The organism is Pedobacter namyangjuensis (assembly GCF_003313325.1).
GTDB lineage: Bacteria > Bacteroidota > Bacteroidia > Sphingobacteriales > Sphingobacteriaceae > Pedobacter > Pedobacter namyangjuensis.
In genome coordinates this window covers 389,176-415,034 of sequence record NZ_QMHQ01000001.1, presented here as the reverse complement: position 1 = coordinate 415,034, position 25,859 = coordinate 389,176, and the positions used below count along the sequence as shown (strand labels likewise).

Here is a 25,859-nt window from a genome sequence, read left to right as displayed (position 1 = left end):
CTATTTAATTTTGGTGAACAACGCCGTTAAACCTTCAACCTTGTTTGTTTGCACCTGATCAACTAAAGATCCACCTTCAAAAGCAGCAAAAGTTGGCAAATTATCAACGTTTGCAAACTTTCTAGAATTAGGATATTTCTCCGCATCTACAATTAAAAAAGCTACATCTTCGTTTTCAGCAGCCATTTTTTTAAACTTAGGCTTCATAATTCTGCAGTTACCACACCACGAAGCCGCATATTGCACCATTACTTTACTGTTATCAGTAAGGTGTTGTTGCAAGTTATCTTCAGTTAATTCTAAAAACATAATTTTAATTTAAATTAGTTTGCGCTTAAATACTCAGCAACACCAGTTCTGTTTGCGTTCATCGCTTCTTTTCCTTCTTCCCAGTTCGCCGGGCAAACCTCGCCGTGTTTTTGTACGTGAGCATAGGCATCAATTAAACGCAAATATTCTTTCACGTTTCTACCTACAGGCATATCGTTTACACTTTCGTGGAAAACCTTACCTGTTTCATCAATTAAGTAAGTAGCTCTGAAAGAAACATTAGAACCTGTAAAAGATTCGTTTCCGTCTTCATCGTACTGTACTTCTTGATCTAAAATATCTAAAATGCCAGATAAGTGTCTGTGCGTATCTGCCAAAAGCGGATAAGTTACGCCTTCGATACCACCGTTATCTTTTGCTGTGTTTAACCATGCAAAGTGTACTTCGTTTGTGTCGCAAGATGCGCCTATAACAATTGTATTTCTTTTCTCAAAATCAGGTAATGCTGCTTGGAAAGCGTGTAATTCTGTTGGGCAAACAAAAGTAAAATCTTTTGGGTACCAGAATAATAAAACCTTTTTTTGTTTGTTTACTGCTTCTTCAAATACATTGATTTTCAAGTCATCGCCCATTTCAGACATCGCATCAATGCTAACGTTAGGGAACTTTTTGCCTACTATTGCCATAATTTTATTGTTTTTTAATGGCGCAAAGATACGGCTAATTGACCTCAAAAACAATCCAGACAAACTTATCTTGCATACTTAATATTGATAGCCCTATAGACAACACCTATATCATTAAAAAAATAATTAGTTTTTGTCTATTGATATTTTTTTCTGAAAATTAGCGCTAATGCTACTGGCCAGTTAGCCCCGCCATGCGCTTCAATCTTTTTGCCCTTCGACTACGCTCGGGATGACAAAAAGGATTTCCGCTATTGTCGGGTTTAGATTTAACGGCAATGCTTCTGGTTTGTGATTTATCAAATGCAAAAAAAAGCCCACAAATGTTGTAAAAATATTTGTGGGCTTTTAAATATCAGCTTTGCATATTTACTTCTTCAACGTTGTTTCAAAAAGTTTAAAAATACGCTTGTATTCATCTGTCCAACTGCTTGGCTCTACAAAGCCGTGGTCCTCTACCGGATATACCGCTAACTCCCAATTATCCTTTCCTAATTCTATAAAACGTTGCGATAGCCTAACAATATCCTGAAAATGAACATTTACGTCCACCATACCATGCAACATTACCAAATTACCTTTTAACTTATCTGCATGGTAAATTGGCGAACTACGTTGATAAGCCAAAGGATCATTATAAGGCTCATTTAAAATGTTTGAAGTATATCCATGGTTGTAATGCGCCCAATCTGTAACCGAGCGTAAAGCAGCTCCAGAGGCGAAAACTTCTGGCTCCTTAAATAATCCCATCAACGTAATAAACCCGCCGTAAGACCCGCCGTAAAGCCCAACATTTTTAGGGTTAACGCCATACTTGTCTACCAACATTTTAACACCATCAACCTGATCGGTTAAATCTTTTCCGCCCATATTTCGGTAAATCCCAGTTCGGTGATCCCTACCGTAACCAGAGCTCGCTGTATAATCTATATCAATAACGGTGTAACCATTATCCGCTAGCATATTGTTAAACATGTATTCCCTAAAATATTGGCTCCACCAGAAATGGATATTCTGCAGATAGCCCGCACCATGTACAAAAACTACTGCCGGCTTGCTCGGATGCGGATTTGTTGCAGGATAAACTCTTGCATAAACATCGGCTCCGTATCTATTTTTAAAAGAAACCAAATCCGGTTGGCGCCATTTATAACTATCAAACTCTTTAGTAGTAGACTTAGTTACTTGTACTGCCTTGGCCCCTGGTTTATTTGGCTGCAAATACAACTCCCAAGGTTTATCCATGTAAGAGTAATTAATAGCCAACCATTTCTCGTCTGGCGATAGGGTAATTTCGTTACCACCTTTCATAGAAGTAATTTGAACCAACTCGCCACCATTTACGCCAATTTTATAAAAGTGGGTAATGCCCGGATGTTCTTTATTTCCAGAAATGTAAAATGTGGTTTTATCTTTTGAAAGTTGCACTCTCTGCACTTCCCATTTTCCAGAAGTTAATTGCTTTTTATCACCTGTGGCAATGTTAAAAACATACAAATGCGAGTAACCAGTGGCTTCGCTTTGATAGTAAAAACGGTTGTTGTCTATCCATTGTATGCCACGGCCAACACCCGGACCTCCTATCCAAGCTTCGTCTCTTTGCCTATCTAAAATACTAACGTTTCCGGTTTTTGCATCCAATTTCAAAATCCAAAGGTCTTTGTTGTCTTGTGCACTTGCGGTAATAATCGCTGTAGTACCGTTCTCATTCCAAATTGGAGCACCAAAACCTACTTTTCTATCTTCGTTCTTTTTGGTGCGCTCCTCTAACTGCTTAGGATAATCCTTTACATAATCTGGCAAGTCTTTTATCCCAGGTATCTGGCTAGCTTTAACTACATAAACACTATCTTTTTCGCCATCTAAAATAAAGGTTTCAGAAGTGGTTAACATTTCGCCTACCTTCGTTCTGCCTGGAATATCCTCTGTATAACCAGATGCCGTTACGTAATTTGGTACAATGGTGTTGTGATTCGTTGTAACCGGAGTTATCAAACGGTAACTTACAAACTTGCCGTCTGGACTAACCACCAAGCTTGTTAAAAACTTATCCTCTAAATAAATTGGCTTTAAAACTTTTTGCGGGGCATCTGTTGTGGCTCCAAAACGTCTACCTCCACCTGCAAACCTGCTAGCACCCTGTTTATTCTGTTTTTTTATAATATCAAATAAATTTGTCTGATCTGTTCGTAGCCAATTATCCTGCTCGTTTTTAACAGGCGACATTCTTTGGGGAGCTTCTGAACCTGGACGCTTTCCTTTAACAAAATTGGTTAACTGCTTTAGTTCGTTAGATGCTAAACTAAATTGGTAAACGTTATCGCCACGCTGAAAAACAACATCGTTATTAAAAAGAAACTTAGCGCCGTTTTCTCGTTCTACGGTATTGGTTAGTCTCGTTTCTTTTTTAGTCTTAAAGTTGTAGAAATAAATATCACCCCCTTTTTCATATAAACCTAAGGAACGATCCTTGTTATAAACATAATTTGTGCCTAAAGCCGTTTCTACGGCCTTATCATCAGCTACTACAGGCTTAATATTGGCAACTGTAATTTTATAGGATTGGTCTTTTTCCTTATTCTCGGGATTCCAATTAAAGAATACGGTTTTACTGTCTTCAGACCAACGATAATTTGATGGCGATACGCCCATCCATTTAGGGTCTCTCATTATTTTCTGAACGGTTAATGGCGCAACATCTTGCGCTTGTGCATAAGCCGAAACCAACAAGAAGAGAGATAAGTATTTTTTCATTTTATGTTTTATTATAAATCCTTCGCATTGCGTTGGATGACAAAATTTGTTAATTAGATTTACTTGCTAAGCCACCTTTTTTACTACTTACATTTACGGTAAACTTAGTCCCTCCCTTTACAATCCAGCGAACCGTTACAAAAGAGTTGCCCGGAATATTAGCTACTTTAATATTTGTGGGATCTAATTTCTGCTCTATTGTAAAGTTCATATCGCGATTAGTTACCACCATTCCGGCTAAAACAGTACCGCCAGACAAGGAAATAATATCTGGTATTTCAATGTTGTTCTTCACATCCTGACTTGAGTGTGTAGGAATCATTCTTTCGTTATTTACAATAGCCGTAACCTGTGTTAGACCATTGCCAATTTCCTTAACCTCTATTTCGCCCACGCTAAGTTTTGGTGTATTGTAGGCATGAAAAACACTAAAAGCCATGTTCCTATGCGCATCGCTTTCTAGCAAAAACCCCGGATGCAAACGCGTATAGGTTTTCTTAAATCCGCCGATTTCGATATCGCCATAAGTTGGGTGTTTGTAAGGATGCCAATCTACAAAAGCGTCTTTCATTAACAAATCCTTGTCAAAGGTATAAAGTTGCCCTTGGCTATCTTCACCATCGGCTTTGTTGTACATAGAATAACCTGTCCACAACTCATTAGAGAAAGTATAAATTCCTCTTCCGCCATAAAACCAATCTAACTCGCCACCAAAAACAGAGTACAAATCTTTATAAACCACCAAATATTTATACCCGGGAAGCATCTCCTCGCCTTTTTTACCTAACGCATCATAAACTCTTACATCCTGGGCGTTGTAAGTATCCAAATCTTCTAAAGCGCCAGGACCACGCAAAATCATACCGCCGTTATTGTGATAAGACTGCGCTGCTGCGATGTTTGGATGTTTCATTACAAAATCAACAATTGCTCTGTTTTCTGGAATAGAAAATGGATATTTATAAGCCCCACTTTGTATATAATTCGGTTGCCAGTTCCATCCCCAATCTCTGTTTGGGTCGTACGCACCCTCGCCATCTTCATTTACGAAACCATCTCCATCATTGTCAATTCCTTCAGAACCCAGCAACTCGTATTCTCCTTTTTCTTCGTTGCCAATCATAATCATTCGTCTGGCATCTGTAGGATCAACTTTATAGCGACCATTAACATTTTTTCTGCGCATCATTACAATGTGTCCATCGCCGTCCAAATCATCAAAACCATCTTCGTTTGTTAAACCATCCCTGTCATTGTCTATAGGCACTAAACCCGTTCTCGGAGAGTGAGCCGTATTTGCTTGATGGATGAAATGATCGCGAGCATCTGGATTGATAGTTGGCGCAATATAAAAGGTTTTATCCGCCAGTAAACCAGTAATGGTTTTATTGCCAGTGGAGTACATTTCTACCAAATACCATGCGGTGTAAAGCGCAAATTCGCTTCCCTGTATCTCGTTAGAGTGGATGTTACCATCAATGTACATTGCCGGTTTTTTATCGGCATTGCCAACTTTAGTATCAGTTATGGTCATTACCCAAAGATCTTTGCCTTGGTAAGATTTTCCCATAGACTCTAGCTTAACCAAATTAGGATGTGCTGCCGCCAGTTTTTTGCAAATATCGGTTATGGCAGCATAATCGTTATACCTGTTCCAACTTACCTGCACTTTAGGATTTGGTGGCGTACCAACCGCAGCCAATATATTTTCTGCCTTTTGAGCCTTTAAAATTCCTGCACAAAAAATCAGTGCAGCCAAAAGAGTTATATTTTTTCTCATTGTTTTACTGATTTTATAATGATACTTCAATTGATTTACTTCCTGTAGTTGGGCTATCAGCCTCAATAGTAACCTTTCCGCCGCCCTTAATTAACCATGTTAATTCTGTGGCATCTTTACCTTGAATACTTTCTAAAGTCTGCACTTTTCTGCCACTTACAAAGGTTTGGTTTGCATTAGTATTTACTTTAACTACAATCTTTTTAAGGAAATAACTTCTGTCGCCCACCTTTGTATATGTCGGTAAATCTCCAATATTCATAACTTTTAATGTGATACGCGTAAGTCCGTCAGCAACTTTTTCGGTTTTTACATTCACCAAATCCAACTTCGGAGCCATATTGCTCAGCTCCATTAAAAAGTCTGTGTGTTGAGCCACAATTGCATCAACCATTTTGTAAGGCGGGTTTTGTAAAACGAAAGGATCTAGTCCACCAACTTCTACCGTCTGACCTGGAAAATCTGGATAGTTAACCGGCTTCCAAGGTGTAAAAGTATTGGTAATCCCCTGGCTCGTTGCCCAACGCAAGTAAGATGCTACATTATCTTCGGTTGTAAATTTTTTCTCCTTGCGTGATGAATCTGGCGCAACTTTAGGAATCCACCAACCCGGTGTACTGAAGCTTAACCGTCCATAATGAAAATATGCCCATTGAGAAAAATCTCCGCTTTCGGTTACCGTTTTTGGCGCATCTTTGGTTTTAGTTATTTTGTTGTAACGCTCAGAAACTAATGCATTAGCTTTTGCATCAGCATCAAACCAGCCGGTAATAATTCGTTTCGAAATTGCTTGCGGGTTAAATGTTACTGGTGTAGACAGATTGTTCGTAGGCCCGAATGTGACCACGGCGTATACGTTAAAAGCATCAAAAAGAAAATCGAACATTGCTCTATTTTCCTTTTCAGAAACTGCATACTCTCCAGCACCGGCTACAAAAGGCTTAAAGTTATAGCTATTATTTCTGTTAAAAGCAACGCCACCTTCTCCGTCTTCGTTAAAATTACCGTCTTTATCATTATCCGATCCTTCGGTTAACAGAATGTATTTACCAGCTTCGCCTTTAGTTGCATCGGCCAGTAACAAGGATCTTGGATCATCTGAATTCAGCTTATATTTTCCGGTCGGATCGATAATTCTCATCCAAGTAATCTTCCCGTCTCCATCCAAATCGTCAAAACCGTCTTCGTTATCCCTTCCATCCCTATCATCATCGGTTTTTGTTGCATTGCCACTGCGCTCGTATTTTAGTTTTGCAAAATATTGCTCGGTAGCATCCGGACTCATGTTAGGAAAAACGTAAAAAGTCTGCTTATTTAGCAAAGTTTTAACGCTATCTGTGTTTGCTTTAGCTAATAATTTTTCGGCAAAGCCGATGGCCATTTCTACACCAAGCAAATGTTTTCCATCTACGCCTCCAACAACTGCTACAGCTGGTTTTTTGTCGGTGCTACCCGTACCAATGGTAATCATCCAGATAGATTTACCGCCAAGGGTTTGAGTTAAAATTCTGCTCTTAACAAACTGCGGGTATTTGTCGCCAAGCAACTTAATCCGTTGTGTTAGGGTAGCATGGCTACTGTAATCTTGCTGATTTTGTGCAAATGAATTGCATAGCAATAGCAGAAAAAACAGCTTAAAAAAGTATAGTTTCTTCATTTTGTTTAGGTTATGGATGCAATTTATAGAAAAAAGCAATGACCTAAACTAAAGCATTAACAAGATTTTATAAATGTTACAGTGCTACCTGCGTAGCATGATACCGGCATTTTTATACTCCCTCCCATTTTTGGCAAGCTTGGAAGGGGGAACTATCTAACCACCTTGCCAGTTTTATCTACATTTACATTAAACGGAGGCATGTAGTCTTGCAACATTACGGCAAATTCAACTCTGTTAATCTGTCTTTCCAAATCAAACTCGGTTTTAAACTGGTAATTGGTTTTCCACTTTTTAAGAATTTCTTTTTTGGTATTATCTAAAGCCTTATTACCTACGTAACAAATCATATCCAAAGCAGAGCCAATGGTCATTTGCTCGCTTTTATAGTCATCAAACCAAATTTGTGCTTTGTAGTAAAAATCTTTAAAAGGCTGTTTAATTTCGGCAGTAGTTACCAATTGATTGGGAGAGAAATTTGCATTTCCATTAACCAGATTAGCCTTTAAAACTCCTGTTAGCCCAACAAACTGTATTGCTTTCCAGTTCGTATCGTTTAGCTTAATATCAGCAAATGGCATTATGTTAAGCTTGTAATTTATCAGCTCTCCCTGTATTTTCTTTAAGTTAGACTGGGAAGTTTTAGTGCTGAAAAAAGCAGCGTATGCAGCAGTAGCACCCGCAGCCTGACCTACAAGCATACTTTGTGTATCCTCAATCCAAATCAAATTATCATGAGCCGGAATAAGAAAGTTGTATAATGAAAAAACACTCGCTGTACCATCTATATTTTTGCCAGATGCAACGCTTGTTCTGTATAGTGTATTCGAGAAATCCAGTTTGGTAAAACCAGATGCGTTTTGCACGCTTAATTTCATCGCTTCGCTCAGCTTAACATCGCTAGGATTTATTAATACTTTAGCCCTAATCGAACTTCCATCACTTAGTTTAAGCACCCAAGAATTTGAATTATTTTCGGCCTTTACCCAAAGCAGGTTTTTAACTATCGTTAAGTTTTTTAAGCTGTCGGCCCATTTTAAAAGCACTTCATTTGCCAATTGTTTATCAAACGTAACTGCTTGCGTACTGTCTTTGATTGCTTTTGCATCGCGAATTTTTTGTAAAAATGTAGCTTCTAACCCCGAGCTTAAGTTGTTCACGATAGGAGAAATATCAAAACCGCCAGCTTGCAACACAATAGTGGTTTTTACTCCTGAAATAGCCGATTGTAATGCCGCTGCCGTAGCCGCATTTCCATTGCCCACAACTAGCACGCCCGGTTTGGACGTTTGGGCACTAAGCCCTAAAAAGTATCCTACAAAAAGAAAGGTAAAAATCAGTCTTCTAATCATCTGTGCAAAATATAGAATATATACGCAATATGCTTTAAACGGATGTGTTTTATCGTTCGATTGTAAGTCATTTAACTATATTTAACAAAGTTAATGGACAAGTCTGCCACAAAATGGAACAACAAATCGACTTCATATTTAAAGCGCAACAAGCTTACAAATATACACTTAGAACAAATAATGCGTCTGTAAGAATTGCTAAATTAAGGAGACTAAAAGACGTTATTGAAAAAAACGAAGCAAAAATATACCAGGCATTTAAACAAGACTTACGCAAAAGTGAATTTGAAACTGCTGTTACTGAGGTTATTTTTACTTATGGAGAAATAGATTTTGCCATAAAAAACCTAAACTCTTGGATGCGCCCAAAACGTGTTGGCAAAACGGCAAGTAGCTTTTTCGCTAAAAACAGAATTTATTACGAACCAAAAGGGACTTGTTTAATCATCTCTCCGTGGAACTACCCATTTCAGCTTACAGTCGGCCCATTAGTTTCAGCTATTGCAGCAGGAAATTGCGCCATCATAAAACCTTCTGAAATGAGCCCTGCAGTGGCAGACGTTGTTGCAGACATCTTGAAAGAAGTATTCGATGAAAAAGAGGTTGCTTGTATAAAAGGCAACGCCGATGTTTCTACAGCTTTGTTAAAACTCCCTTTTGATCATATCTTTTTTACCGGTAGTACCGCAATTGGAAAAATTGTAATGGAAGCGGCAGCCAAAAACCTAACTTCTGTTACTTTGGAATTGGGTGGAAAATCACCAACAATTATCGACGAAAAAGTAGACTTAGAAAGCGCCGCCACCAAAATTGCTTGGGGAAAACTGGTAAATAGTGGCCAAACTTGTATAGCGCCAGACCATGTTTTTATTCACGAAAGTCTACGCGATCATTTTATTGGCTTGTATAAAACTGCCGTTAATAAAATGTATTTTAATGCCAAAGGCGATATCGACAAATCTGTTTACGGAAAAATCATCAACCAAAAAAATTACGAACGGTTAAAAAATCTGAGCAACGAAGCTATAGAAAAAGGCGCAAGAATTGATTTTGGCGGAACTTTCGATGATGCAAACCATACCATTAACCCAATTATTTTAACTAATGTACAAACTGGTTCAAAGGTAATGGAGGATGAAATATTCGGCCCCATTTTACCCATAATAACCTACACCCATTTGGATAAAGTTATTGAGCAAATTAATAACGGTAGCAAACCTTTGGCCTTATATATTTTCAGCAAAAACGAAAAAAACGTTAAACATATCATTAAAAATACCAGTGCTGGCGGCACGTGTGTAAATGATGTTTTGATACACATTTCAAATCCAAAACTTCCCTTTGGCGGTGTAAATGGAAGTGGTGTGGGTAGCAGTCATGGTTTTTACGGCTTTAAAAATTTTTCTCACGAAAGATCGGTTGTTTTTCAAAGTAGCATTAACTTTAACAAAATGATCTATCCGCCTTACCATGGCAAAGAATGGGTTTTGAAACTATTAAAGAAGCTGATGTAAATGTGGTATTTGCATTTCTTTTTAAAGCGCTCGTTATGCTAAATTTGGTTCAGCGTCATCACATATTAAATCAATTTTAAATGAAAAAATATTTAATCTTATTCGCTCTTGCGATAGCACAACTATCCGCCAATGCGCAAAAAGTAAACACAAACCAATTCAATTTCTTAGTAGGAACTTGGCAACTGACAACGCAAAAAGGTAAGGTTACCGAAAGTTGGACTAAAAATAAAGATAGCTTAAATGGGAAAAGCTATCGCTACAGTTTAAATGGCGACAGCATTTTAACAGAAAAGGTGGTCATCAAAAAGATTAACAATGTTTTCCATTATTGCGTAACCGGATTTGAGCAAAATAATTTAGGTACAACCAACTTTAAACTTATTTCTACTGCCGGTAACACTTTGATTTTCGAAAACAAAGCGCATGATTTCCCGCAACGAATCTTTTATCAGCATAAAGGAAAAGCGCAATTATTAGCATGGATTGAAGGAGAAATAGATGGAAAAAAAATAAAATCTGAATTCCCTTACGCCAGAGTAAAATAATTTATTGTGTTTTTAACCAAGCTATTTCTTCTTGCTGAGATGACAAAATTTGTTCTGCAATTGCTCTAATTTTATCGTTATTGCAATATGGCAAATAAGCAATTGCCATATCTACGGCACTTTGATGGTGCGGAATCATTAACGCTACAAAATCTTTATCTACGTTATTGGTTAATGTTGTCTTTTCCATTCCTTTCATCATCGGAACCATAGATGCGTTTAGGTCTTTTTTAAATTGAGCAGCGTTTTCTGTAGGTTCTTCGCTTGCCGTCTTTAAAAATTCGCTTAGCATTTTTATCTCTTTTTGTTGAGCTTCAATAACTTTTTTAGAGAAGGCTATAAGTTCTGGAGATTTTCCATTTGCTACAACCGCCTTAGCCATTACCACCGCACCTTCGTGATGCGGAATCATCATCGACGCAAAATCGTAATCTGCATTTCCGGTCATTTTGGCTTTATGCATGGCCATCATGCTAACGTCCATTGCCTGCATCATCATGTTTGTAGGTTTACTACTGCCATGCTCCATTGCGGCGTGTTCATTTACTTGTTTCTTTTGTTCTGCTTGGTTACAGGCTGTTAATATTGCCGTAACTACTAATAAAGTTATGATTACTCTTTTCATATTACATTAAAATAAGCATTGCCGCACTCATGGCAATCATCAATAAATCTTCAATTATGGTTAATGTGCTCATAGGCAAATTAAAAACCGCACCCAAACATGCACATTGTATTTTTCGCTTGTTTAAAACGCTTTGCAAAACGCCAACAATACTAATCGTCATTACAATTAAAGTTATCCAATTTGTAACTACCGGGTTAAAATTAACAGCGAAAGCAACTCCCAACCCCAATTCTATAAATGCGTACACATACCCCCATGCAGGGATTTTTTTGGCTACAACGTCGTACATCGCGTAACTTTCTGCAAATCCTTTTAGGTTAATTAACTTAAAGAATGAAAAGGAAAGAAAAAATCCAGCCATAAAAAAGCGCATAAATTCCATCCAATTTATGCCTTCGTTATGCCAGCTGGCTATTACAGAAAAGCCAAAAACATAGGCGAACAGCAGTAATACGGGTTTGTAGGTAGCGAAGAAAGATTTGGTTTCTTCTAAAGTTTCGCTGTGCGAATTTGCCGTAATTTGGTACTTCGAATCGCTTCCGCCCAATGCTTTTTGCAATTCACTAATACCGATATGCTTATCCATTGCAATAGTTGCAGTATTGGCATCTTTTGAAACTTCCACACCAGTAACCTCCGGTAAAACAAGCAAACTGCTTTTAACTTTATTCTCGCATCCAGAACAGGTCATGCCTGTAACTTGATATGTATGTGTCATTTGTGATAATTTTAAGCACAAAATTACAACAAGCAAAAGGCGCTAATGTTATACAATAACAAGAAAGATTTATATAATTTTAGGATAAAACTTACAATTCAGATCAAGCGAAGCATCTATTAGCTTAATTAAGTTGCTCAGATTTTTCCAAAGTCGGAATGACAACTAACCCACCTGAACGGAAGTCATGGTTAACGAACCGCCCACAGCCTTATCGTTAAAAAACGTAGCTTCTTCTTTTTCATTTTGCAAGCCGATGGTGTAAAGCAAGGGTAGATAATGTTCTGGCGTTGGGATACCCAACATCACTTCGCTTCCTAAAGTATGATAATTGATTAACGACTTATGGTTTTTATTTAAAATCGCTTGTTTGAATTTTTCATTCGCAGTTATAGCCCAGTCGTAGCCACCTCCATTTATCATCTCCCAGCTTACCATACGTAGGTTGTGCACCATGTTGCCACTACCTAAAATTAACACGCCTTTTTTTCGCAAAGCGGATAATTCTTTTGCTAAATCATAATGGTATTGTGCACCTTTGGTATAATCTATACTAAGTTGCAAAACAGGAATATTCGCTTGCGGATACATGTGCCTAATCACCGTCCAAGCGCCGTGATCTAAACCCCAATCGTGGTCTAAAATGGTATTTGTGCTATGAATTAACTGCGCTGTTCCTTGCGCTAATATTGGGCTTCCCGGAGCGGGATATTGCACATCGAAAAGTGTTTGAGGAAATCCGCCAAAATCGTGAATTGTTGGAGGCAAATCCATGGCGGTAATTCTGGTACCTTTAGTAAACCAATGTGCCGAAATTACCAAAACAGCTGTTGGAATCGGATTTTTTGCCGCAACTTCTGCCCATGTCCTGCTAAATTCATTATCCTCAATACCATTCATTGGCGAGCCATGCCCCATAAAAAGTACAGGCATCAAATCGCTTTGCGATAAACTTGAACTGAAGTTTTTGAACTGATTTAAGGTATTCATTTTAGCAGAAGAATATTATAAAAACTTACGACATCTCTTAACATCGAACCAGACTTCGTAAGTTTTTATTTATCCAATCAAATTTATTTTGCTTGCGCAAATTGCAAATTCAACGTAATTTTAATGTCTTTAGCAACACCTGCACCGGTTGGATCATACTTAATGTTATAATCTAAACGATTAATGGTTGTGGTAGCCATAAAACCCGCTTTGGTGTTTCCTTGTTGATCTTTAGCCGTTCCACCATAAGTAACAACGAAGGCCACTTTTTTAGTTACATCTCTTATCGTCAAATCACCTGTTAAATAGTAGGTATTCGAATTAGCCATCTGTTTTGCCCCTTTTTGAGGTTTCTTGTTAAACGAAGTGCTCACAAAAGTCATTTTCGGATATTTTTCCGCGTTAAAAAAATCATCAGATTTTAAGTGGTTATCACGCATTTCAACGCTTGTATTAATACTAGCCACATCAACCGTAAAATTGATTTTCGCATCCGTCAAATCCGCTTTGCTTGCTATAATTGTACCGTCAAATTTTTTGAAAGAGCCATCAACAAAGGAAATGCCCGAATGTTTAACCTGGAAATTTACAAACGAGTGCATCGGATCTACCGTCCACTTGGTTTGTGCAAACGTTGCAACACTTAAAGTTGTTGCCAAAAGGAATAAAAATAATCTTTTCATAATCATGCTGTTTAATAGTGCAAAACTAAAACAAGTTAAGCTCACTAAAGTTGATGTATGATAAGAAATAGATTTTGTTAAAACTTGTCTAATGTTTTTCGACCGGCAAGTTTGCTTTGTTTAAATGCCGAGGTAGTTTGACCGGTATTTTTTTTAAACTGTGCTGATAGATGTGCTACGCTGCTGTAGTTTAGCAAAAAAGCAATTTCGCTAAGTGATTTTTCTCCATAGGTTAACAGTTCCTTTGCCTTTTCTATCTTCTGTTTAATGATAAACTTTTCGATAGTTAGCGGTTCGTTTTCAGAAAAAATAGCGCTTAAAGTACTGTACTCTGTATCGAGCTTATTGCTCAAATAATCTGACAGGTTTATTTTTAATGGTTCGGTTGCATAATGAACCAACTCAACAATGGTTGCCTTTATTTGTGCTACAATTTGCTTCTTTCGATCTTCTAAAAGTTCGAAACCAAGTTGTTGCAAAGCTGATTTAAGTTTATCGCTTTGCGCAACGGTAATGCTTGGCGAAGCAATTTCTACTTCGCCAAGAGTTACCGAAACGGGACTAAAACCAAGTTCTAAAAACGCTGATTTAACCGCCGTTTTACATCGGTCGCATACCATATTTTTGATATACAATTTCACAATTATTTCTTTTCAATGGTTTCTGTTACCTCGCCACAAGCAAACATCATGCTGCCATAATATGGGTTTTGAATAGCTTCAACTTCGCTTAACCAGCTCTTTTTAGCATGAGGGCAGTATTGCACATAAACCTCACTACTATTCATATTAAAATCTTTAGCCAATTTTACCATCGCGGTTGAAAGCGACCAAAAACTTTTGCGTTGCTCCTTTATCTCCTTTTCTGTAGAAATTGCTTTGGCCGCTTTGGTAATTACAACTGATTCTTTTGCCCATAACGATTGCTGAGCCGTAGACAAGGTTTTTACCGGGAAACGCTCTATGTTTGTAATTAAGTTTTTTACGCTTGCGCTTGCCTGCGTAGCGTTGTCTTTAGACAATGCATTTTTTGTTTCAAAATAAGCTTTTAAGGTATTATTAAACTCTCTTTTTGCAACTACGCTTTGAGCTTTTACAGTTGATATTACGATGCTTAATAAAGCAAAGCAGATAATTAGTTTTTTCATGTTATGATTTTTTATTTAATGCGTTAAAAAAATTGAACTCTACTCTAGCCAGATACATGTTCTTCATGTAACGGTTATACATGTTGCCGGCAACCTGAAAACGGTAGCCCAAATCGAAACGGGTTCTACTGTTTACAATTAATTGCAGGGCTGGGGCAAAGTCTAAATAAGAATTCCCATTTTCTGGATTGGTTTTGCCCAAAACCTCAAAATATAAATTAAAATTAGGCTGATTGTAGTTTTTGTAAACAAAAGGCAACAACAAATAACCCGACGATAAACTGTAGTTAACCATTTGATTTGGCGCCAATTCGGTAATGTCTACAGAAACTGGCATGTGCCAGTCGATGGCATTCACAAAAGTACGTTCTCTATCAAAAGCTTTACTATAACCAATAGTACCAGACAAGGCAAGTTTGTGTATCAGCTGTGTAAAAACCAGGCCTCCTTGTACGCCAGAGTTATCGCCACCTAAATTTACATCCTCAGAAAAAGCACGACGTTTACTGGTTGCTATTTTACCGTAAACCGCAGCCCTAAAATGGCTTTGCGCATCATCTAAAGATAAAAATCTGTATTTAGCGTAAAATGCTGCGCCATCTAGGCGATATTTACCATCCATATCAGAAAAAAATCCTTGGCCGTGTACCATTAGGTTTTTATCAATTCCTACCATCACTTCGGCCATGGTTCTACTTCTAAATTCAGGATTAAACATGCCCTCATTAGTAACCCTTACACCGATTGACTTACTCGGCATGTTACTAGCAGGTTCGGTAAAAACGTAAAGCTCTTGTGCTGTTAAGGTATTGGTTGTGCAAACTACTGCCAGCACAAACCAAAATATTTTCCTAAACTTCATTAGATACTTAAATGATAAATTCTAGTTTTTTTACCATTGATAAGGCCAGTTCCGGTAGCGTAAGAATCAAGCTGGATACTTGCCGCTTTTTGTTTAAAAGCGCTATTAGAAAGAAAACCTTTGTCTAAAATGCTCACTTTAACCAGACCGTTTAAAACCTTGTCTTTTGCATTTACAAAACGGAACACTTTTCCGTCAACTATGGCTTGCCCGTTTTGGTCTATTTTAACCTGATTAAAGTTTACAACAGCTTCTAATTTCCCTACCGAAAAACCTGCATCTTTAACTTTTTTGCTTAACTGATCAAAAGAAACGCTTTGATTTTTCTTAAAGGTTAACAGAAAAACATTTTTGTTTAAATCTGGCGTTACATCGCTAATGGCACCAATGGTACGTAAAGATTTTTCGGTGGCTTGAGAGCACATAGAACAGGTTAAGCCTGTTGCCTGCAACTCGGCGCTAACAATCTGTTGTGCGGATACTTTATTAATTGCAAAAAGCATCAAAAAACTTAATATGATTTTTGTCGTTTTCATGTTCAGAATTTTAAAATGTATAGTCAAATCGTCCCCTTTTGGGGAAACGAAGGATGCAACCCACAATTAAATGGCTTGTCGACAATAATCTTATATTCTGAAAACGCAGTTTAATACCTGCTTGGAAATACTGCTGGTATTTGGTGGGGCTTTATTGCTTAACTTATTAGAGAAAAAAGTAATAACAGGCTCTATAAAGTTTGCAATGCGATGCGGAAGTGTGGTTTCAACCTCGAAAAGCTTAGGCAGTTTAAACCCAGTTTCTGCTTTATGGCTGTCTTTTACTTTAACGTCTACTTGTTTGTTTTTGCAACAATCGTCGTCTTTTTTCTCAACTGGCTCTGTTTTACAATATTTACAAGCTAGCTTATTGCTGTAAAGCGCAACAGACGCCAATTTGCCTCCACAAAAATGCATGCTTAGCGCAATACCTACTACGCTTAACACGTAGAAAGCACATAGCCCTATTGCAAATTTTTGTTTCAGCTTCATTATTACAAAGCTATAGATAAATTTTCATATATGATTTTTAGTAATTGTTAAAGATTGGTAAAATGATTTTTTGAAGCATAGGGCCGTATTTTAATCGTAAATAGGTGCGTAAACTAAATATTGCAGTTAAATCTGCGGGTTCAGCAATTATAATTTGTTGCGCAATGTTGCGAGAAAAGCAAGAAGAACATCATTTTTAGGTTATTAATCTCTTGCTTTTTTTAAATACCTTAGCGTAAACCAATTCAAACATGAAAAAACTCCTAACCCTTTTTTTAAGTCTTTGTTTTTTAAGCGCTTTTGCCGCTAAACCTAAAAATCACTATGTAAAAATTAGCACCAATAAAGGTGAAGTAATAGTTAGGCTGTACAACGAAACGCCCTTGCATAGAGATAATTTTTTAAAACTAGCAAAAGAAGGTGTTTATAACGGTACAATTTTTCACAGGGTGATAAAAGCTTTTATGATTCAGGGTGGCGATCCCGATTCTAAAAATGCAACACCTGAGGCTACACTTGGAAACGGTGGCCTTCCTTACACCGTTCCGGCTGAGTTTAGAGACAGTTTATTCCATAAAAAAGGGGTTTTGGCTGCTGCCAGAGAAGGTGATGCCGAGAATCCGACTAAAGCCTCGAGCAGTACGCAATTTTATATTGTGCAAGGCAAAGTGTGGACAGATTCGACATTAAATGTTACAGAGGCAAAACGATTGAAATTTAAAATTCCAGAATCGCATAGGACTGTTTATAAAACCATAGGAGGTACACCACATTTAGACAGAAATTATACCGTTTACGGCGAAGTAGTTAAAGGTTTGGAAATGGTAGATAACATTGCAGCAATGCCCACAGGCAAAGGTGACAGGCCAACAGAAGATGTAAAAATGACGGTTACCGTTTTAAGCAAAAAAGAAGTGAGAAGATTGGAAAGAGAGATGAAGAAAATTGATAAGAAAGCAAATAAGTAAATGAAAATTATATCATACAACGTTAATGGCATTAGAGCCGCATCTACAAAAGGATTGTTTAACTGGTTGCAAGCTACAGATGCAGACATGATTTGTTTGCAGGAAGTTAAAGCTTTGGCCGTGCAAATTCCCGAAATAATTGCGCTGATTGAACAATTGGGATACCATCATTATTGGTTTCCGGCAGAGAAAAAAGGCTACAGTGGCGTTGCCATATTAACCAAAATCAAACCCAATAATGTAGCCTATGGATGTGGAGAACCTTGGATTGATGCAGAAGGAAGAGTTTTAAGAGCAGATTTCGATGGATTTTCTTTAATGAGCTTATACATGCCATCGGGTTCTAGTGGCGATGAAAGACAAATCAAAAAATATGAGTTTATGCGATTTTTTGATGTTTATATTGACGAGTTGCGCAGACTTCATCCCAACTTAATTATTTCTGGTGATTATAATATATGCCATCAGGCGATTGATATCCATAATCCAAAATCAAACGCCAACTCATCTGGCTTTTTGCCACAGGAACGCGAGTGGATGGAGCTCTTCATAAACAACGGCTTTATAGATAGCTTTAGACATTTTAACAAAGATCCGCACCATTACACATGGTGGAGCTACAGAGCCGGTTCTCGAGGCAAAAACTTAGGCTGGCGCATCGATTATCATTTGGTAAGCAAGCCTATGGAAAATAGACTTAAAAACGTTAAAATTTTGCCCGATGCTTTACACTCGGATCATTGTCCGGTTTTATTGGAATTAGATTAATCTCATTAGATGAAAATTTACTTTTGTATCATTTTGGCAGTTTTGGTTTCAAGCTGTACGCATTACGTTTTAAATGATGCGGGATATATCCGACCGCCGAAAAGTCAGAAGTTTTCCTATAAAAAGAAATCAGCCTCTTTAAATTTTGCTTTAATTGATACAAATTCCATCTATTACTCTTCAAACGGATATTTCTACAAAAACGACAAAGGTTCTAAATTAAGCGATAAATACATTCGTTTTTATGGTGATGGAAGATTTAAGTTGCAGGGTTTAAAAAAATCGCCTCCAGAGCTAGCGGATATAAACAACCCAGATGTTGGTGTTGTTGGTTATTACATTACACAAGGCAACACAGTAAAAATGCAAATTTATACAGACATAGACGCCGGTTCGATACAACTTGAATACGGCTACATAGACGAAAATGGAACCCTAATCGTAATGCACGACAATCCAAGAGTGGATTTTAACATCGGCTATAATGAAAAGAAGATCAGAAGGCTAATTGATAAGTCGCCATTTAGCCCAGAAATTTATAAAAAAACGCCTATAAACGGGCTAACCTATCTTGCGCCAAACTGGTAATAGAATAAATTCGAAAAACCAACTATGCTAATCACAAATATCAAAGGTCTTGTAGGTATTCATCCAAAAGAAATCTTATCGCTTCGTGGTAATGAGATGGCCAATTTACCGGTTTTAGAAAATGCTTGGTTGCTCCTGGAAGATGGATTGATTAAAGATTTTGGCTCAATGGAGAACCTTCCCTCTTTAAACGCCATGCATCAAACGCTAAATGCTGAAGGCAGGTTTGTTTTCCCTTCTTGGTGCGATAGCCACACGCATATTGTATTTGCTGCACCAAGAGAAGAAGAGTTTGTAATGAAAATTGCCGGAAAAAGCTACGAGGAAATTGCCCAAGCTGGCGGTGGTATATTAAACTCTGCTAATAAATTAAAATCTGCCACAGAAGATTATCTTTTCGAGCAAGCAGCCATTAGGCTTAACGAAATGATTTTGCAAGGCACAGGCGCTGTAGAAATTAAAAGTGGCTACGGCTTAAGCGTAGAGAGCGAGCTAAAAATGCTTAGAGTGATAAAAAGGCTCAAAAACACTTTTCCTATTCCTATAAAAGCCACGTTTTTAGCGGCGCATGCTTACCCGACGGAATTTAAAGAAAATCACCAAGGCTACATCAAGCTAATTATTGAGGAGATGTTGCCTATTATAGCCCAAGAAAATTTAGCGGATTACATCGATGTATTTTGCGAAAAAGGATTTTTTTCGACTACCGAAACGGATGAAATATTAATCGCAGGCGCCAAATACGGACTGAAACCAAAAATCCATGCCAACCAACTGTCGGTTTCCGGAGCGGTGCAGGTCGGCATTAAACATCAAGCTGTTTCGGTAGACCATCTAGAAGAAACTGATGAAGAAGTTTTGCATGCTTTAGGGCACAGCGAAACCATAGCTACCCTATTGCCATCTTGTTCTTTTTACATCAACATTCCTTTCGCAAACGCCAGAGGATTATTAAAAAATAATGCAAAGGTTGCGCTAGCATCCGACTATAATCCTGGCTCTACCCCATCAGGAAACATGAATTTAGTGGTTTCTTTAGCTTGCATAAAACTTAAAATGATGCCTAATGAAGCTATAAACGCCGCTACGATGAACGGCGCCGCAGCTATGGAAATTAGTTCCGAATTCGGCAGTATCGCCATTGGTAAAAAGGCGAATATTTTTATGACCAGACCAATGTCATCCTTAGCTTTTTTACCTTACAGCTTTGGTCAAACACAAGCAGAAACTATTATTTTAAACGGCGAAATTTACAATGGATAGCTTTAAAATTTACTCGCAAAGCGATGTACTTTCGTTTGTAAACCAACGGGATGGAGAAACCAAACTGGGCGAAAAGATTGATTTGTATGGGATTTCCGACAGTGATCCTTCATCGCCTGTGGCTATATCTACTTATGGCTTAGCGCAAAGTAACGCAAAGTTTGTATTGTTGGGTATTCCAGAAGACATTGGTGTACGGGCTAATTATGGCATAGGTGGCGCAAAGAATGCTTGGAATGCTACCTTAAAAGCTTTTTTAAATATCCAAAGCAATTCATTTTTGCAGGGCGATGAAATTTTACTGTTGGGGCATTTTGAAATTGAGGAGCCTACTGATGAACGCATAGAGACACTGCGAGAAAAAACTGCTGTAATAGACAAACTTGTTGCGCCAATAATTGAAAAAATAATAAGCGCTGGCAAAATCCCGATTGTTATTGGTGGTGGTCATAACAATGCATTTCCAATAATTTCTGGCGTATCAAAAGCTTTCAGCACAGCGATAAATGTAGTAAATGTTGATGCGCATACCGATTTAAGAAATATTGCCGAAGGCAGGCACAGCGGAAACGGATTTAGTAATGCGATTGAACAAGGTTTCCTAGGTCAATACCGCATTTTTGGCTTGCACCAAAACTACTTAAACGAGAAAATATCTCAACAAATTCAATCGTCAGAAAATATAAATGCTGTCTTCTTCGAGGATATTTTAATGGACGATAGGAATACCACTCAGCTATGGGTTGACTTTACTGCCGATCTACCAAATCCTTGCGGACTGGAAATAGATTTAGATAGTATAGAAAATGTATTATCAAGCGCCGTAAGCCCTAGCGGATTTAAACTTAACGATATTAGAACAATCCTTTTAGATAACAAAAAGCCATTTAGCTACTTGCACATTTGCGAGGGTTCTGTAGCGCTTGCAGATGGTAGAGAAGACGTTACCACAGGAAAAACAATTGCGTATTTGATCAGCGATTTTATTAAAGCTCTTCGGCCTCATACTTATCCGCAGCTTTAAGCATCAACTCAATTTCTGCTTGCTGGGCTTTGGTTAAAGGCTCTTCTTGTTCTTGCATCTCAAAAATGGCGATCATGGTTTCTTCGTAATGCTTGGGCGAAGTTATTTTATATTCTTTTTCCATTTTGCAAGTGTTTTATGGTAAGCACGCGATTTTAGACAGCGTCAAATTTAACTATTCCATTTGGGGTAATGCATTTATCCAAACGAATATCGTTTAAATGTACGTCATTAATTTCGTCAATTACTTCAAACAAAGATAAGCCTATTTTTTGCGTTTCAATATTTTGAAGAAATCGGTCATAAAATCCTTTACCGTAACCAACTCTGTAGCCTTTTTTATCGAATGCCAAAAGCGGTACCAGAACCATATCTGGTACGCCATCGAACAAAATCGCTTTTTGAGGTTCAGGGATTTGATAGCGATTGTTTTGCAAATCGGCTTTGCCAGCAAACAGGTAACTGCTCATTAAACTTGTGGCAAAATCTGCCTTGGGCACTACAATTTTAATTGCAGGATATTGCGCCTGTAACCAATCGATAATGAGAAAAGTATTTGGCTCATTGTTTTCCAGTATCGGAAGAAAAACATGAATACTTTTAACCGTAGAGAAATTAAGCGTTTTAAACTGTTTTAAGAGCAAATTGTTGAGCTGGCTGAACGTTTGATCGTCTAGCTCTCTTCGTTGCTTTAGCGCCTGTTTTCTCAAGTCTGATTTTAGCATGAGCAAAGTTAAAAAAGAAGCCGCATATCGAGCTATAAAAAATGGCCTTGGAATCTATCCAAAGCCATCAATATTATTTAAAAAAAGGAAATAAAGAAATCCTTGTTCTTATTTTACACGCTCTACGTACTCACCTGTACGTGTATCGATTTTAATTTTATCGCCTTGGTTTACGAACAAAGGAACTTTAACTTCTACTTCGTTTTCTACTGTAGCTGCCTTTAAAGCGTTTGTAGAAGTATCGCCTTTAACTGCTGGCTCAGAGTAAACCACTTCCATTTCTACAAAGTTTGGCAAACTTGCTTGAATTGGCTCTTCGCTTTCCATAGCCACTAAAATGCTCATTCCTTCTTTTAAGAACTTAATCGATGGTCCGAAAAGCGACTTAGGCACGTTAAATTGTTCGTAAGAAGTGTTATCCATTACAACTAAATAATCACCATCTTCATATAAGTACTGGTAGTCGTTAGTTTCCACACGACAAATTTCTACCACCTCATCCGTATTCATACGAGCTTCGATAAGTCTAGTAGTTTTAATGTTACGAAATTTACCTGTGTAAAATGCACCACCTTTACCTGGTGTGCGGTGATTCCACTCTTCAACAGTAACCAATTCGTTATTAATACGAAGAATGTTACCAACTTTTATTTCTGATGCTTTTGCCATGATGTTTTAAAAATCACTAATTATTTGGTCTTTTTTATGAAGGCGCAAGGTAAATAATTTTTTCAAAATGCTTGTAAAAAAAGATAGCTTCGGGAACCACTCCGAAGCTACAATCAACCTAAACCTAAAACTAAACTATGAAAATTTTTATTTTGCTATTTAATTATGCAATGCGCTTAATCTCTATCAAATAACAATTGATTCGTATTTTTATGCTATTGCATTTCGAAATTGAAAACCAAAAATCAGTCCCTTTTTCGTGGCGCAAAGGTGCGAACTATTTTTTAATAAAACAATAGCAAAATGAAAATAATTTTTTAAGGTCGTTTTAAACAGAAATAAAGGCTTTTATATGATATTTTTATTCTATTTGTACTGAGAGATTAATATTTCCTGGTTGCAAAAAGAATATTCGTGAGCTTGGTTAGACCCTACGAATACCATTTTATTGACAGCAAATTTCTCTATTAATGATAAATACCAATCTACACCTTGCGCATCTAAATTAGATGTAGGCTCATCTAGCATTAAAATTGGTGTATTTGCGCAACAAGCCAATGCTAACTTGGTGCGTTGTTTCATTCCAGATGAAAAATGTTTTAAAGCTTTGTCCTGCGATTTTTGCAAGCCGAGTAGGTTTAATACTTCTTTGGCGTCTAAACCATCGGCATAAGGCTTAAACTTAAAATGAAAGTCTATCGTTTCTTGCAGTGTAAATTCCTCTACCAAATCTAAATATGGGGCAGCAAAGCTGATATGCTGATAAATATTTTCGACCCTAACTTCAGTGCCATTTGCGTATAGGATCTCCCCTTCCGATGGCGTTAAACTTCCTAAAATTACACTTAACAAAGTTGATTTTCCAGAGCCGTTAGGCCCTAGAATAGCATATTTTTGGCTGCTTTTAAATTCAAAATCAATTCCCCTAAAAATCCAATCCCGGTTAAATCTTCTTCCAATATTTTTAAGGCTGATATTCATCTAAGTTTTAGTATTTAATAATATGGCAGAAACAATCCCACCCTTAAAACCTGAACTTAATTAACTTCCGGTACCAAAACCACGCATAACACCGCGACTAGAGTTGCGAATGAAATCTACAATTTCATCACGAACTTCAGTTGGCTGAAACTCAGCTTCTATTATATCTAATGCTTTGGTTACGTTGTTGTTTTTAACAAACAAAACGCGGTAAACTTCTTGTATTTCGTTTATTTTTTCTGCCGAAAAACCTTTTCTTCTCAAACCCACAGAGTTAATACCCACGTAAGAAAGAGGCTCTCTTGCAGCTTTAACATACGGAGGAACATCCTTACGCACTAAAGATCCGCCAGTAACAAAAGCGTGCGAACCCACTTTTACAAATTGATGAATAGCAACCAAACCCGCCAAAACAACGTAATCACCTATGGTAACATGGCCGGCTAATGTTGTACTGTTAGAAAATATACAGTGATCACCAACTTCGCAGTCGTGTGCAATATGCGAATAAGCCTGTATTAAACAGTTTTTACCCACTACTGTTTTCCATTTATCTCTAGTACCACGGTTAATGGTTACGCATTCGCGGATGGTTGTATTATCTCCAATTTCGGCAGTAGTAACCTCGCCCGCAAATTTTAAATCTTGTGGCACACCAGAAATAACAGAGCCAGGAAAAATACGGCAGTTCTTGCCAATTCTCGCACCATCCATTATTACTACGTTAGAACCAATCCAAGTTCCTTCGCCAATTTCAACATCTTTATGTATAACAGCAAACGGCTCAACTACAACATTATCTGCAATTTTTGCTTGTGGATGTATATATGCTAGTGGTTGTATCATTATGCTGTTTCGTTTTCTTTTACTCTTGAAATTTGAGCCATCATTTCGGCTTCTACTACTATTTTATCGCCCACCATTCCGATACCTTTCATTTGAGCAATACCTCTTCTTATCGGCTCCATCAAATCGCACCTAAAAATAATGGTATCGCCAGGTAAAACTTGTGCTCTAAAACGTACATTATCAATCTTCAAGAAATACGTTAAGTAATTTCTAGGATCTGGAACAGTGCTTAGCACCAGAATACCGCCAACTTGGGCCATAGCCTCAATTTGAATTACGCCAGGCATGACCGGAGCTCCAGGAAAGTGACCTCTAAAAAAGTCCTCGTTCATGGTAACGTTTTTAAGGCCCACAACATGGGTTTTAGATAATTCCAACACTTTATCTACAAACAAAAATGGCTGTCTGTGCGGTAAAATATCCATTATCTGCACTACATCGTAAAGTGGTTTAGCATCAGCATTATATACTTTCTGTATTTTCTTGCTTTTCTCTTTTTTAATGGCAGCCTTAATTTTTTTGGCAAAAGCAACGTTAGCTGCGTGGCCTGGTCTGGCCGCCATGATATGCCCCTTTAAATGCACTCCAACTAAAGCCAAATCACCAATCATATCTAACAACTTATGGCGAGCAGGCTCATTTTGGTAGCGCAACTCCATATTGTTTAAAATACCTTGCGGAGCAACTTCTATCGCACTGCGATTAAATATTTTAGCTAGGTGATCTAATTCATCCTTTGTTACCTCTTTATCTACAATAACAATAGCGTTATTTAAATCGCCTCCCTTAATTAAATTGTTTTGTAGTTGATATTCCAACTCGTGCAAAAAGCAAAAAGTGCGGCAAGATGCAATCTCTTTTTTAAACTCGGTAATGCTAGAAATGCCGGCATGCTGACTACCTAGTACCGGAGAATTGTAATCAATCATGCAAGTAAAACGATAGTCGTCTAGCGGCATTGCTACAATTTCTACCCGTCTCTCTTCTTCTGTGTAAGTAATGTTGTGCGGAATGGTGTAATATTCTCTATCAGTATCTTGAGAGATGATGCCAATTTCTTCTAGTATTTCGATAAATTTAATCGAACTACCATCCATTATAGGCACTTCAGGTCCGTTAAGTTTCAAAAGAACGTTATCCAAATCCATACCTACCATAGCGGCCATTACATGCTCAATAGTGCTAACGCTTGCACCATTTTGCGTAATGGTTGTACCTCTGGCGGTATCGGTAACATTATCACAATCAGCGTCAATTATCGGCTGTCCGTCTACATCAATCCTTTGAAACTTGAAACCATGATTATCCGGTGCCGGACAAAATGTTAGTGTAACATTAGCTCCTGTGTGTAACCCAACTCCATGTACAGAAATTTCGCCTTTAATGGTCTTTTGCTTAACGTTCATT

28 protein-coding genes are annotated in these 25,859 nt (G+C 37.7%); 7 read left to right on the top strand and 21 right to left on the bottom strand.

What is annotated here, in order from left to right; all coding sequences use genetic code 11:
- The 6 genes from DUT69_RS01965 to DUT69_RS01940 all read right to left on the bottom strand — a co-directional run bounded on the left by DUT69_RS01965 (window position 1) and on the right by DUT69_RS01940 (window position 8,499).
- Window positions 1-309 (bottom strand): thioredoxin family protein, encoded by a 309-nt coding sequence (locus tag DUT69_RS01965; RefSeq protein ID WP_113651455.1) that lies wholly within the window; start codon window positions 307-309, stop codon window positions 1-3.
- Window positions 310-323: 14 nt separating this feature from the next.
- On the bottom strand, window positions 324-956 hold the full coding sequence (locus DUT69_RS01960) for a peroxiredoxin (protein ID WP_113651454.1): 633 nt from the start codon (window positions 954-956) through the stop codon (window positions 324-326).
- 369 nt (window positions 957-1,325) lie between these two features.
- Entirely contained in the window at window positions 1,326-3,710 is a 2,385-nt protein-coding gene (locus DUT69_RS01955) for a S9 family peptidase (RefSeq protein WP_240186634.1), read from the bottom strand.
- A gap of 49 nt (window positions 3,711-3,759) precedes the next feature.
- On the bottom strand, window positions 3,760-5,490 hold the full coding sequence (locus DUT69_RS01950) for a M14 family zinc carboxypeptidase (RefSeq protein ID WP_113651453.1): 1,731 nt from the start codon (window positions 5,488-5,490) through the stop codon (window positions 3,760-3,762).
- Window positions 5,491-5,503: 13 nt separating this feature from the next.
- Window positions 5,504-7,147, bottom strand: a complete 1,644-nt coding sequence (locus tag DUT69_RS01945; protein WP_113651452.1) for a M14 family metallopeptidase — start codon at window positions 7,145-7,147, stop codon at window positions 5,504-5,506.
- A 152-nt stretch (window positions 7,148-7,299) separates the two neighbouring features.
- Window positions 7,300-8,499, bottom strand: a complete 1,200-nt coding sequence (locus DUT69_RS01940; RefSeq protein WP_113651451.1) for a hypothetical protein — start codon at window positions 8,497-8,499, stop codon at window positions 7,300-7,302.
- 44 nt (window positions 8,500-8,543) lie between these two features.
- Here DUT69_RS01940 and DUT69_RS01935 point away from each other — a divergent pair, with 44 nt between their 5' ends.
- Entirely contained in the window at window positions 8,544-10,013 is a 1,470-nt protein-coding gene (locus DUT69_RS01935) for an aldehyde dehydrogenase family protein (protein WP_262511028.1), read from the top strand.
- 80 nt (window positions 10,014-10,093) lie between these two features.
- Window positions 10,094-10,561, top strand: a complete 468-nt coding sequence (locus DUT69_RS01930; RefSeq protein ID WP_113651449.1) for a DUF6265 family protein — start codon at window positions 10,094-10,096, stop codon at window positions 10,559-10,561.
- A gap of 1 nt (window position 10,562) precedes the next feature.
- Here DUT69_RS01930 and DUT69_RS01925 read toward each other — a convergent pair whose 3' ends face one another.
- From DUT69_RS01925 to DUT69_RS01885, 9 genes are all read right to left on the bottom strand, one after another.
- Entirely contained in the window at window positions 10,563-11,186 is a 624-nt protein-coding gene (locus DUT69_RS01925; protein ID WP_113651448.1) for a DUF305 domain-containing protein, read from the bottom strand.
- Window position 11,187: 1 nt separating this feature from the next.
- A complete protein-coding gene (locus DUT69_RS01920) occupies window positions 11,188-11,907 on the bottom strand; it encodes a heavy-metal-associated domain-containing protein (protein ID WP_113651447.1) in 720 nt (239 codons plus the stop codon).
- Window positions 11,908-12,072: 165 nt separating this feature from the next.
- Entirely contained in the window at window positions 12,073-12,897 is an 825-nt protein-coding gene (gene ygiD, locus DUT69_RS01915) for a 4,5-DOPA-extradiol-dioxygenase (RefSeq protein WP_113651446.1), read from the bottom strand.
- Window positions 12,898-12,980: 83 nt separating this feature from the next.
- Window positions 12,981-13,580, bottom strand: a complete 600-nt coding sequence (locus DUT69_RS01910; RefSeq protein WP_113651445.1) for a YceI family protein — start codon at window positions 13,578-13,580, stop codon at window positions 12,981-12,983.
- Between the two features lie 77 nt (window positions 13,581-13,657).
- Window positions 13,658-14,221, bottom strand: coding sequence for a helix-turn-helix domain-containing protein (locus DUT69_RS01905; protein ID WP_240186633.1), 564 nt, complete (start codon window positions 14,219-14,221; stop codon window positions 13,658-13,660).
- A 2-nt stretch (window positions 14,222-14,223) separates the two neighbouring features.
- A complete protein-coding gene (locus DUT69_RS01900) occupies window positions 14,224-14,727 on the bottom strand; it encodes a DUF3347 domain-containing protein (protein ID WP_113651443.1) in 504 nt (167 codons plus the stop codon).
- Window position 14,728: 1 nt separating this feature from the next.
- A complete protein-coding gene (locus tag DUT69_RS01895) occupies window positions 14,729-15,589 on the bottom strand; it encodes a hypothetical protein (protein ID WP_113651442.1) in 861 nt (286 codons plus the stop codon).
- Window positions 15,589-16,125, bottom strand: coding sequence for a heavy-metal-associated domain-containing protein (locus DUT69_RS01890; RefSeq protein ID WP_113651441.1), 537 nt, complete (start codon window positions 16,123-16,125; stop codon window positions 15,589-15,591). The genes DUT69_RS01895 and DUT69_RS01890 overlap by 1 nt, the downstream gene beginning before the upstream one ends.
- Window positions 16,126-16,215: 90 nt before the next feature.
- Entirely contained in the window at window positions 16,216-16,617 is a 402-nt protein-coding gene (locus DUT69_RS01885) for an HYC_CC_PP family protein (protein WP_113651440.1), read from the bottom strand.
- 251 nt (window positions 16,618-16,868) lie between these two features.
- Here DUT69_RS01885 and DUT69_RS01880 point away from each other — a divergent pair, with 251 nt between their 5' ends.
- Genes DUT69_RS01880 through DUT69_RS01860 form a run of 5 tightly spaced genes read left to right on the top strand, consistent with a single transcriptional unit; the run spans window position 16,869 to window position 21,228 of the window.
- Window positions 16,869-17,585, top strand: a complete 717-nt coding sequence (locus tag DUT69_RS01880) for a peptidylprolyl isomerase (RefSeq protein WP_113651439.1) — start codon at window positions 16,869-16,871, stop codon at window positions 17,583-17,585.
- The gene (locus DUT69_RS01875) at window positions 17,586-18,353 is read left to right on the top strand and encodes an exodeoxyribonuclease III (RefSeq protein ID WP_113651438.1); all 768 of its coding nucleotides are present in this window, start codon (window positions 17,586-17,588) and stop codon (window positions 18,351-18,353) included. It begins immediately after the preceding gene.
- A 9-nt stretch (window positions 18,354-18,362) separates the two neighbouring features.
- Window positions 18,363-18,941, top strand: a complete 579-nt coding sequence (locus DUT69_RS01870; protein ID WP_113651437.1) for a hypothetical protein — start codon at window positions 18,363-18,365, stop codon at window positions 18,939-18,941.
- Window positions 18,942-18,965: 24 nt separating this feature from the next.
- Window positions 18,966-20,204, top strand: a complete 1,239-nt coding sequence (gene hutI / locus DUT69_RS01865) for an imidazolonepropionase (RefSeq protein WP_113651436.1) — start codon at window positions 18,966-18,968, stop codon at window positions 20,202-20,204.
- Window positions 20,197-21,228 (top strand): formimidoylglutamase, encoded by a 1,032-nt coding sequence (locus tag DUT69_RS01860; protein WP_113651435.1) that lies wholly within the window; start codon window positions 20,197-20,199, stop codon window positions 21,226-21,228. The genes hutI and DUT69_RS01860 overlap by 8 nt, the downstream gene beginning before the upstream one ends.
- Here the strand turns inward: DUT69_RS01860 and DUT69_RS19130 are convergent.
- The 6 genes from DUT69_RS19130 to DUT69_RS01835 form a co-directional block, all read right to left on the bottom strand.
- The gene (locus DUT69_RS19130) at window positions 21,191-21,352 is read right to left on the bottom strand and encodes a hypothetical protein (RefSeq protein WP_162796149.1); all 162 of its coding nucleotides are present in this window, start codon (window positions 21,350-21,352) and stop codon (window positions 21,191-21,193) included. The genes DUT69_RS01860 and DUT69_RS19130 overlap by 38 nt on opposite strands.
- Before the next feature lie 31 nt (window positions 21,353-21,383).
- The gene (locus DUT69_RS01855) at window positions 21,384-21,953 is read right to left on the bottom strand and encodes a 5-formyltetrahydrofolate cyclo-ligase (RefSeq protein WP_113651434.1); all 570 of its coding nucleotides are present in this window, start codon (window positions 21,951-21,953) and stop codon (window positions 21,384-21,386) included.
- 108 nt (window positions 21,954-22,061) lie between these two features.
- A complete protein-coding gene (efp, locus tag DUT69_RS01850) occupies window positions 22,062-22,622 on the bottom strand; it encodes an elongation factor P (RefSeq protein ID WP_113651433.1) in 561 nt (186 codons plus the stop codon).
- Window positions 22,623-22,988: 366 nt separating this feature from the next.
- Window positions 22,989-23,603: an ABC transporter ATP-binding protein gene (locus DUT69_RS01845; protein WP_113651432.1), complete on the bottom strand. Its 615-nt coding sequence runs from the start codon at window positions 23,601-23,603 to the stop codon at window positions 22,989-22,991.
- 60 nt (window positions 23,604-23,663) lie between these two features.
- Window positions 23,664-24,449, bottom strand: a complete 786-nt coding sequence (gene lpxA / locus DUT69_RS01840; RefSeq protein ID WP_113651431.1) for an acyl-ACP--UDP-N-acetylglucosamine O-acyltransferase — start codon at window positions 24,447-24,449, stop codon at window positions 23,664-23,666.
- The gene (locus DUT69_RS01835) at window positions 24,449-25,858 is read right to left on the bottom strand and encodes a bifunctional UDP-3-O-[3-hydroxymyristoyl] N-acetylglucosamine deacetylase/3-hydroxyacyl-ACP dehydratase (RefSeq protein ID WP_113651430.1); all 1,410 of its coding nucleotides are present in this window, start codon (window positions 25,856-25,858) and stop codon (window positions 24,449-24,451) included. The genes lpxA and DUT69_RS01835 overlap by 1 nt, the downstream gene beginning before the upstream one ends.
- Window position 25,859 lies beyond the last annotated feature (1 nt).

Coding starts and splice junctions, on each gene's coding strand:
- DUT69_RS01875 (WP_113651438.1), top strand. CDS start 17,586: ATGAAAATTATATCATACAACGTTAATGGCATTAGAGCCGCATCTACA.
- DUT69_RS01955 (WP_240186634.1), bottom strand. CDS start 3,710: ATGAAAAAATACTTATCTCTCTTCTTGTTGGTTTCGGCTTATGCACAA.
- DUT69_RS01925 (WP_113651448.1), bottom strand. CDS start 11,186: ATGAAAAGAGTAATCATAACTTTATTAGTAGTTACGGCAATATTAACA.
- DUT69_RS01845 (WP_113651432.1), bottom strand. CDS start 23,603: ATGAATATCAGCCTTAAAAATATTGGAAGAAGATTTAACCGGGATTGG.
- lpxA (WP_113651431.1), bottom strand. CDS start 24,449: ATGATACAACCACTAGCATATATACATCCACAAGCAAAAATTGCAGAT.
- DUT69_RS01835 (WP_113651430.1), bottom strand. CDS start 25,858: ATGAACGTTAAGCAAAAGACCATTAAAGGCGAAATTTCTGTACATGGA.
- DUT69_RS01940 (WP_113651451.1), bottom strand. CDS start 8,499: ATGATTAGAAGACTGATTTTTACCTTTCTTTTTGTAGGATACTTTTTA.
- DUT69_RS01910 (WP_113651445.1), bottom strand. CDS start 13,580: ATGAAAAGATTATTTTTATTCCTTTTGGCAACAACTTTAAGTGTTGCA.
- DUT69_RS01965 (WP_113651455.1), bottom strand. CDS start 309: ATGTTTTTAGAATTAACTGAAGATAACTTGCAACAACACCTTACTGAT.
- DUT69_RS01860 (WP_113651435.1), top strand. CDS start 20,197: ATGGATAGCTTTAAAATTTACTCGCAAAGCGATGTACTTTCGTTTGTA.
- DUT69_RS01890 (WP_113651441.1), bottom strand. CDS start 16,125: ATGAAAACGACAAAAATCATATTAAGTTTTTTGATGCTTTTTGCAATT.
- DUT69_RS01930 (WP_113651449.1), top strand. CDS start 10,094: ATGAAAAAATATTTAATCTTATTCGCTCTTGCGATAGCACAACTATCC.
- DUT69_RS01960 (WP_113651454.1), bottom strand. CDS start 956: ATGGCAATAGTAGGCAAAAAGTTCCCTAACGTTAGCATTGATGCGATG.
- DUT69_RS01895 (WP_113651442.1), bottom strand. CDS start 15,589: ATGAAGTTTAGGAAAATATTTTGGTTTGTGCTGGCAGTAGTTTGCACA.
- DUT69_RS01885 (WP_113651440.1), bottom strand. CDS start 16,617: ATGAAGCTGAAACAAAAATTTGCAATAGGGCTATGTGCTTTCTACGTG.
- DUT69_RS01900 (WP_113651443.1), bottom strand. CDS start 14,727: ATGAAAAAACTAATTATCTGCTTTGCTTTATTAAGCATCGTAATATCA.
- DUT69_RS01880 (WP_113651439.1), top strand. CDS start 16,869: ATGAAAAAACTCCTAACCCTTTTTTTAAGTCTTTGTTTTTTAAGCGCT.
- DUT69_RS01950 (WP_113651453.1), bottom strand. CDS start 5,490: ATGAGAAAAAATATAACTCTTTTGGCTGCACTGATTTTTTGTGCAGGA.
- DUT69_RS01920 (WP_113651447.1), bottom strand. CDS start 11,907: ATGACACATACATATCAAGTTACAGGCATGACCTGTTCTGGATGCGAG.
- DUT69_RS01945 (WP_113651452.1), bottom strand. CDS start 7,147: ATGAAGAAACTATACTTTTTTAAGCTGTTTTTTCTGCTATTGCTATGC.
- efp (WP_113651433.1), bottom strand. CDS start 22,622: ATGGCAAAAGCATCAGAAATAAAAGTTGGTAACATTCTTCGTATTAAT.
- DUT69_RS01855 (WP_113651434.1), bottom strand. CDS start 21,953: ATGCTAAAATCAGACTTGAGAAAACAGGCGCTAAAGCAACGAAGAGAG.
- DUT69_RS19130 (WP_162796149.1), bottom strand. CDS start 21,352: ATGGAAAAAGAATATAAAATAACTTCGCCCAAGCATTACGAAGAAACC.
- DUT69_RS01870 (WP_113651437.1), top strand. CDS start 18,363: ATGAAAATTTACTTTTGTATCATTTTGGCAGTTTTGGTTTCAAGCTGT.
- hutI (WP_113651436.1), top strand. CDS start 18,966: ATGCTAATCACAAATATCAAAGGTCTTGTAGGTATTCATCCAAAAGAA.
- ygiD (WP_113651446.1), bottom strand. CDS start 12,897: ATGAATACCTTAAATCAGTTCAAAAACTTCAGTTCAAGTTTATCGCAA.